The 6,883-nt window shown below is 60.8% G+C and carries 8 protein-coding genes and 1 pseudogene; 3 read left to right on the forward strand and 6 right to left on the reverse strand.

The window, feature by feature from the left end; translation table 11 throughout:
• The 3 genes and pseudogenes from EN749_RS27480 to EN749_RS27490 all read left to right on the forward strand — a co-directional run.
• Positions 1-548: pseudogene (locus EN749_RS27480) on the forward strand (sugar ABC transporter permease); the annotation flags it as partial.
• An 11-nt stretch (positions 549-559) separates the two neighbouring features.
• Positions 560-1,360, forward strand: coding sequence for an ATP-binding cassette domain-containing protein (locus EN749_RS27485; RefSeq protein ID WP_127267717.1), 801 nt, complete (start codon positions 560-562; stop codon positions 1,358-1,360).
• Positions 1,361-1,487: 127 nt separating this feature from the next.
• The gene (locus tag EN749_RS27490; RefSeq protein WP_128288238.1) at positions 1,488-3,116 is read left to right on the forward strand and encodes a CHASE domain-containing protein; all 1,629 of its coding nucleotides are present in this window, start codon (positions 1,488-1,490) and stop codon (positions 3,114-3,116) included.
• Between the two features lie 96 nt (positions 3,117-3,212).
• Here EN749_RS27490 and EN749_RS27495 read toward each other — a convergent pair whose 3' ends face one another.
• The 6 genes from EN749_RS27495 to EN749_RS27520 form a co-directional block, all read right to left on the reverse strand.
• Positions 3,213-3,458, reverse strand: a complete 246-nt coding sequence (locus tag EN749_RS27495) for a membrane lipoprotein lipid attachment site-containing protein (RefSeq protein ID WP_023810994.1) — start codon at positions 3,456-3,458, stop codon at positions 3,213-3,215.
• An 83-nt stretch (positions 3,459-3,541) separates the two neighbouring features.
• On the reverse strand, positions 3,542-3,868 hold the full coding sequence (locus EN749_RS27500; protein ID WP_127267715.1) for a hypothetical protein: 327 nt from the start codon (positions 3,866-3,868) through the stop codon (positions 3,542-3,544).
• A 120-nt stretch (positions 3,869-3,988) separates the two neighbouring features.
• Positions 3,989-4,303 (reverse strand): hypothetical protein, encoded by a 315-nt coding sequence (locus EN749_RS39075; RefSeq protein WP_236383520.1) that lies wholly within the window; start codon positions 4,301-4,303, stop codon positions 3,989-3,991.
• Positions 4,300-5,253, reverse strand: coding sequence for a sensor histidine kinase (locus tag EN749_RS27510; RefSeq protein WP_245491509.1), 954 nt, complete (start codon positions 5,251-5,253; stop codon positions 4,300-4,302). Before EN749_RS27510 ends, EN749_RS39075 begins: the two co-directional genes overlap by 4 nt.
• Positions 5,254-5,510: 257 nt before the next feature.
• Complete coding sequence (locus EN749_RS27515; protein ID WP_013529282.1) at positions 5,511-5,678, reverse strand: DUF1328 domain-containing protein; 168 nt, start codon at positions 5,676-5,678, stop codon at positions 5,511-5,513.
• 268 nt (positions 5,679-5,946) lie between these two features.
• A complete protein-coding gene (locus tag EN749_RS27520) occupies positions 5,947-6,741 on the reverse strand; it encodes a response regulator (protein WP_023810997.1) in 795 nt (264 codons plus the stop codon).
• Positions 6,742-6,883: the final 142 nt, after the last annotated feature.

A 6,883-nucleotide genomic window follows, 5' to 3' on the forward strand; every position in this document is an offset into this window, starting at 1 on the left:
ACCCCTGGCCGATCGGCATCGTGAACAGATATGCGGCCGCCAACAACATCACCGTTCCCGAAGGCGGCCTGTTCATCGCCCACGGTATCGCCATACCGGTGCTGATGGCTGTCGCCGTCGGGCTGGTGATGACCTTCATCACCAACCGCACCCGTTTCGGCCGCTATGTGTTCGCCATCGGCGGCAATCCCGAGGCGGCTAATCTCGCCGGCATCAACACGCGATGGATCACCATGAAGGTGTTCATGATCATGGGCGTGCTGGCCACGATTGCCGCGGCGATCTCCTCGGCCCGGCAGAATTCGGCCACCAACGTGCTTGGAACGCTCGACGAACTGCTCGTCATTGCAGCCGCCGTGATCGGCGGCACGTCGCTTGCCGGCGGATCGGGAACGATCATCGGCGCCATGCTGGGCGCGCTGCTGATGCAGTCGCTGCAGTCCGGCATGGTGCTGCTCGGCGTCGACTCGCCGCTGCAGAGCATCGTCGTCGGGGCCGTACTGGTCATCGCCGTGTGGCTCGACACCGTCTATCGCAAGCGCGTCTAGGAGGGCATGCCATGAATGACAAGACTGCTCCTGCAGCCACCGCGCTGATCGACATGAGGAACATCTCGATCGCGTTTGGCGGCATCCGCGCCGTCGACGACGCCTCGATCGATCTTTTCCCCGGCGAGGTCGTGGCGCTGCTCGGCCACAATGGCGCCGGCAAGTCGACATTGATCAAGATCCTGTCCGGCGCCTACAAGCGCGATTCGGGCCAGATCTTCGTCAACGGCGAGGAGGCATCGATCTCCAATCCACGCGACGCCAAGAAATACGGCATCGAGACGATCTACCAGACGCTGGCGTTGGCCGACAATGTCGACGCCGCCGCCAATCTGTTCCTCGGCCGCGAGCTGATGACCGCCTGGGGTACGCTCGACGACGTTGCCATGGAGGCCGAGGCGCGCAAGGTGATGGGTCGGCTAAATCCCCGCTTCCAGCGCTTCAAGGAGCCGGTGATCAAGCTGTCGGGCGGCCAGCGGCAATCGGTGGCGATCGCGCGTGCGATCCTGTTCAACGCCCGCATCCTGATCATGGACGAGCCGACTGCGGCGCTTGGTCCGCAGGAAACGGCGCAGGTCGGCGAACTGGTCAAGCAGCTCAAGTCCGATGGCATCGGCATCTTCCTGATCAGCCACGACATCCACGATGTGTTCGAGCTTGCCGACCGGGTCTGCGTCATGAAGAACGGCCAGGTCGTTGGCACCGCCCGCACCACCGATGTCACCCAGGACGAGGTGCTGGGGATGATCATTCTTGGCAAATGCCCGCCGGGCGCCATTCCAGGACCGGGCGCGCTGAAGATCGCGGCCTGAGATCAAGCCAGCTCGCGGTTGCCGGACACGTGATATGCCAGCCGTAAGGATGGCTTGGCCTTGGCATTGTGTTGGCACGGCGACTTGCCCATAAAGGTCCGATATCGCTCAGGGACCGCACGATCCGTTGAAGAAGCTTTTCCCGATCATCGCCTTTATCGCCGTCGCACTAATCAGCATGGTGATGGCAGGTTTCGCCTATTTCGCCACACAGGAAGCCGCGCGCATCAAGTTCGAGGCGACTGCCGACGACGCGCTCAACCGGATCGAGAGCCGCATCGACCTGCATCTGTCGCTGCTGCGCTCGACGCAGGCCCTGTTCGACGCCCGCAATGGCGATATTTCTCGCAATGAGTTCAAGGCGTTCTTCAACGCGCTCGATGTCGACAAGAATTTCGCCGGCTTGCGCGGCATCGGTTTCCTCAGGCTGGCAAAGACGGGCGACGAGGCGACGGTCGAACGCGATATGCTGCACGATTATGGCGTCAGTCATCCAATCTACCCGGATACCACGCAACCCTGGCGTACCCCTATCGTGCTGTTCGAACCGCTGGATCCATCCAACCAAGCCGCCATCGGCTACGACATGTTCAGCGAATCGATGCGGCGTGTGGCGATCGAAAAGGCGATGTCCGACGACCAGCAGCACGCCAGCGGGTTGGTGCAACTGGGCCAGGACACGGGCGCCTCGCAGACGTTCACCGGCTTCTTCGTTTTCGTGCGGCTCAATGTCGAAACCGCTCCCGACGTCATCAATGCTTCGAGATCCTCGACATCAGGTTTTCTCTATGCGGCCTTCCGGGCTCGCGATCTGTTCCAGACCGCGCTCAGCCGGTCGCCGCTACTGCCGGTCAACACCGAAATCTATGACGGCGATGGTGCCGTGAGCGGCGACAATCTGCTGTTCCGGTCGGAGACGCCGCCGGCTTCGACTTTCGGGGACAGGCTGCTGGTCACCCGAAAGATCATCGTCGCCGGACGGCCATGGACTGTCCTGTTCCGGCCGACAAGCGCCTTCTCGCAGCCGTCGTCGCGCGCCATTCCGGTGATGCTGGGGCTATTCGGCCTGCTGTTGGCGGGCGCCATCGCGCTGGTGGCGCGATATCAGGAGCGGGCCTATGAGGCAGCGTCGCGGTTGCACGAAACCACGGAAAAGAGCCTGATCGAAAAAGACCTGATGCTGCAGGAGATGAAGCATCGCATCAAGAATTCGATCACCAGGGTGCTGGCGATCGCGCGCCAGACGGCATCGCGGGCTACCGACGTCAACGAGTTTTCCGCATCTTTCTCGGCCAGGCTGCAGGCGATGGCAGCGTCCCAGGACATGCTGACGCGCTCTCGCTGGCAGAAGGCCGATCTTGGCGATCTCTTGCGCATCGAACTCGGCCAGGTGTTCGGCAAGGAGTTGCCCGAGGGGCTGCTGTCAGGGCCGCAGGTGCTGCTTGACGAAACCACGACGCAAGCGCTCGGCCTGACCTTCCACGAACTGGCGACGAATGCGCTGAAATACGGCGAAGCCGGCAATTCCGTGGGGGCACTGAAAGTGGATTGGTCTCTGGAAGGGCGTGGGCGCGACAGGACGCTGGCCCTGAACTGGCGCGAAAACGGGCAGAAGAAACTCGAAGCTCCCGCCGAAACCGGCTTCGGCACCAAGCTGATCGATCTCAACGTGACGCGCGAATTACGCGGTACGATCAAGCGCGACTACCAGGCCAATGGGCTGAACGTGGAAATCAAAATTCCACTCGCCAATTGAGCGCGACCTTCTCCCGAAAAGGATCAAGCGTCCGGACATGAAAAATCCGAAGGCCAGCGGACCAGCCTCCGGTTCGACGTTTCGATTATCGCCGAATCAGTTGCAGCGAGCCGTGTAGATCCGGCCGCGATGATCGCGATATTGGCAATAGCCGTTGCGCAGATTGCGCACCAGCAGGCCGGAACCGGCGCCAACGGCCGCGCCGATCAGCGCGCCCTTGCCGCCGCCGACCAAGCCGCCGACACCGGCGCCGATCAAGCCGCCGCCAACCACGTCCTGTTCGGTCGAGGTGCAGCCGCTGACGGCAACCACCGCAACCAGGGCAATAATCATCTTCCGCATAGAGTCACTCCTCACTTTTTGTCCTCACTTGGTAAAGCTCCAGCTGCCATTTAGCATGAAATGACGGCCTTTGCTGCTGCAATCTATTGTTGGTGAAGATAGTCTTTTTCTGGGCCTGCCGCGTTCGACGCCATTACCAGGCTGGAAATCGCCAAAGAAGCGTCAAGCGTACCATCGGCGCGCACGTTCCAGACGATCTGATCATAGTCGTCTTCAAGCACCGGATCGACGGCAAGACATTTGGCGACGATGTGATCAGCCTGCCCTTGCACGTCGCCCAAGACGAATGGGCGCTCGGCCACACATTGCTCGGCGGTCGCAAAAATGCTGACGGGCACCTGGAGTTCACGGCAGTCGGCCATCGTGTTCGAGCAACCGATGACCAGCAGCAATGCAGCGATATGTTCCATGGCGGGAAAGTCCTCTCGCCATAGTAACGGTCCACATCAGCCAAAGTTCCTGGCGCGCTGGCCGGGCAGGGAAATAAGACGGCGACAATTGATTCTGTCGCCGGCCGAAACGAGCTGGCCTCAATAGACCAGTTGGTACAGGGCGACCACCACGATCACCGCCACCAAGGCCAACGCAACAAGGCGCAAGGCTCCGTTGGGGACAGGGGCCAGCGGTGGCGCGGATGACTCGGAGTCCTCAAACTCGCCCATGGAAATCCGGGCGGCCTGCTCCAGTCTGTTCATATCGGCAACCGTCAAGGCATTCCCTCCCGCACCATGCTGCAAATCCTGCTGCGGAAATGTTCGGTGATGCAACAGGTTCCAGCGGTATCTGGGAAAAACAGCATCTGCTTTTATGGTGAACAGCTGGTTAAGAAAGCTCGGGTCGCTCAATCCGTCTCGAAATTGCCGTGTGGAACGACAAGGCGGTACTCGAGACGGCCAGCCGCGATTTCGAGCGTCGCCGTTCCGTTCAGTGACGCCGGCACGACCCGTTCGAGTGCGACGCTGCCGAAGCGCTTCTCGCTACGCCTGACATCACTGGCTCCGATTGCCTCGGCCCATGTCAACGACAGGGAGGTTCCCGTGTCGGCGGCGGTCAGGTTGGCTGTAACATTGACGAATCCATCGGGCCGCGACAGGGCGCCATAGCTCACCGAATTGACGGCGAGTTCATGCATCGCAAGGCCGATATGCAGGGCAGCGTTGGGATTGAGATAGGGGTTGGCCCCCTGAAACCTCAGGCTGCGAACCGGATCGCCGCCGTAGCGGCCCACCTGGCCCGATACGAGTTCGCGAAGTGCGGCGCCCCGCCAGTTGGAAGAGGTCACGAGATCCTGGGACGAAGCCAGCGATTGCAGCCGGCCGCGAAAACGTGTCAGGAAATCGCCGATGCTGTCGGAGTAGCGACCGGTCTGGGTGGCTATGCTCTGGATGATCGCCAGCAGGTTTTTCGAGCGATGGCTCACCTCCCGCAACAGCGTCGTCAGGGTCTGCTCACGGCGCTTCTGCTCGGTCGTCTCGACCATCGTGGTGACGACGCCTTGCACCGTGCCGCCGTCGCCGTGGTCGGCATCGATCCAGACCTCAAACCAGCGGCTGCCATCCTCGACGGGAACGCTGATCTCGAGACGTTGGGGGTTGCCGGATGCAATGACGTCGCGCTTGGCCGCGCCGATGCGGTCGGCCTGCGCCTCCGGCAGAATACCGATGCTGTCGGCGGTGTCCGAAACCCAGGGCGCACGCATGTTGCGCGCCCATACGGTTTTCATCTCGCGATCCTGGTAGAGAACGGAAATGCCGGCATTGTGCAACGCGTGAAGAAGGGCGCGGCCGAGCTGCATGCCGCTTTCGGCAGGATGGAGGGCGATGACTTCATCGCTTTGCACGTCGTCCTTCCTGGTTTCCGGTCCTGGAACCCATCGGCCAAACTGTCCACCCAATTCAGGCTGAACGGCTCACCGGTGAATGGGTTCCAAAGAGGTTTCCCGAACCCGCCGCCAAAAAACGGTCCGCCGGACGGCGTCCTTTGAAGGACACCGCCCGGCGGTGGCTGGAAACCGTTTGAGGGGTGCGGCTTCCAGTGTTCGGCCGTCCGTCTTTACGAAGCCCTTTTGAACAGGCCCGCAAGAAGCGAAATGACCAGGAAAGCGAGGAAGATGAAAAACAATATCTGCGCTATGCCGGCAGATGTACCGGCGATGCCGCCGAAACCAAGCGCGCCGGCGATGATCGCAACGACGAGAAATACGAGCGCCCAGTAAAGCATGATGCATCTCCTTCGAATGATGCGATAAAAACGTGGGTGGTTGCGGTTTGTTCCCACCCTTTGCCGAAAAAGACCGAGCTTGCAAATCGTTCGGCAGCCGGACGCGCAGGAAATTCGCCCTCACCGCCCGATGCGTGGATCAGGCGGCCCGAAGTGAAGAATTGAAGAATTGAGGAATTGATGAATTGACGATTTTGATGATCTGGAGAAATCGGCGAGCGAGGCTATCGCCTTCAATTCCTCAATTCCTCCACTCCTCAATTCGCGACTATGCGGCTGCTTTCGCCTGCCGGTCAAAAAACAGTGCCTGGCTGATCAGCGCCTTGACCATGTCGGGATTGAACGGCTTGGTGACCAGGAAGGCCGGTTCCGGTCGCTCGCCAGTCAACAGGCGCTCGGGGAAGGCGGTGATGAAGATGACCGGCACCGACGTCGATGACAGGATCTCGTTCACGGCCTCGATGCCGGAACTGCCGTCGGCAAGCTGGATGTCGGCCAGCACCATCTTCGGCCGTGTCTTGCCGAACATCATCACTGCCTCGGCATGGGTGCGCGCCGTTCCAACGACCCGGTGCCCGAGGCTCTCGACCATTTCTTCGATATCCATGGCGATCAGCGGTTCATCCTCGATGATCAGAACGTCGGTTGCCACCTGGCGGGATATCTCGTTGCTCGCCTGGGCAAGCAGCTCTGAAAACTCCTGGTCGCCGACGTCGAGGATCTCAGCCGCTTCGTCCTCACTAAAGCCTTCGACAGCCACGAGCAGGAACGCCTGACGGGGCCGTGGTGCAATTGCATTCAGATTGGCGGCGGTGCGCTGTTCCCACGCCGATTGCGCCTGCTCCTGTGGGACGCGGATGGCGACCGATGTGAACAGCTTGGCGAAAACCTTGTACAACGCGATGCGGTCGCTCGATGCTTCGGGAAATATCTCGATATCGGCGATGATGGCTTCGAGCATCGCGGCTACCAGCGCATCTCCACTCTCTTGCGACCCGGAAACAGCCCGCGAGAAGCGGCGCAGGAAGGGCAGATGTGGTGCGATGGTGGCGGATAAGCTCATGGTAAGACGTCTCCCTCAGAATGACGTGATTGCGTAGCAGGTCAAGCTGACTGCAAGCCCGAACAATAACGCGGATTTTTTGAAAAAGTTCCGCCTCGACGGAACAAATGCCGGGGAGGGGCGTTTGGGGTCGGGATGGGCA

The organism is Mesorhizobium sp. M7A.F.Ca.ET.027.02.1.1, from assembly GCF_004022985.1.
Classification (GTDB): domain Bacteria; phylum Pseudomonadota; class Alphaproteobacteria; order Rhizobiales; family Rhizobiaceae; genus Mesorhizobium.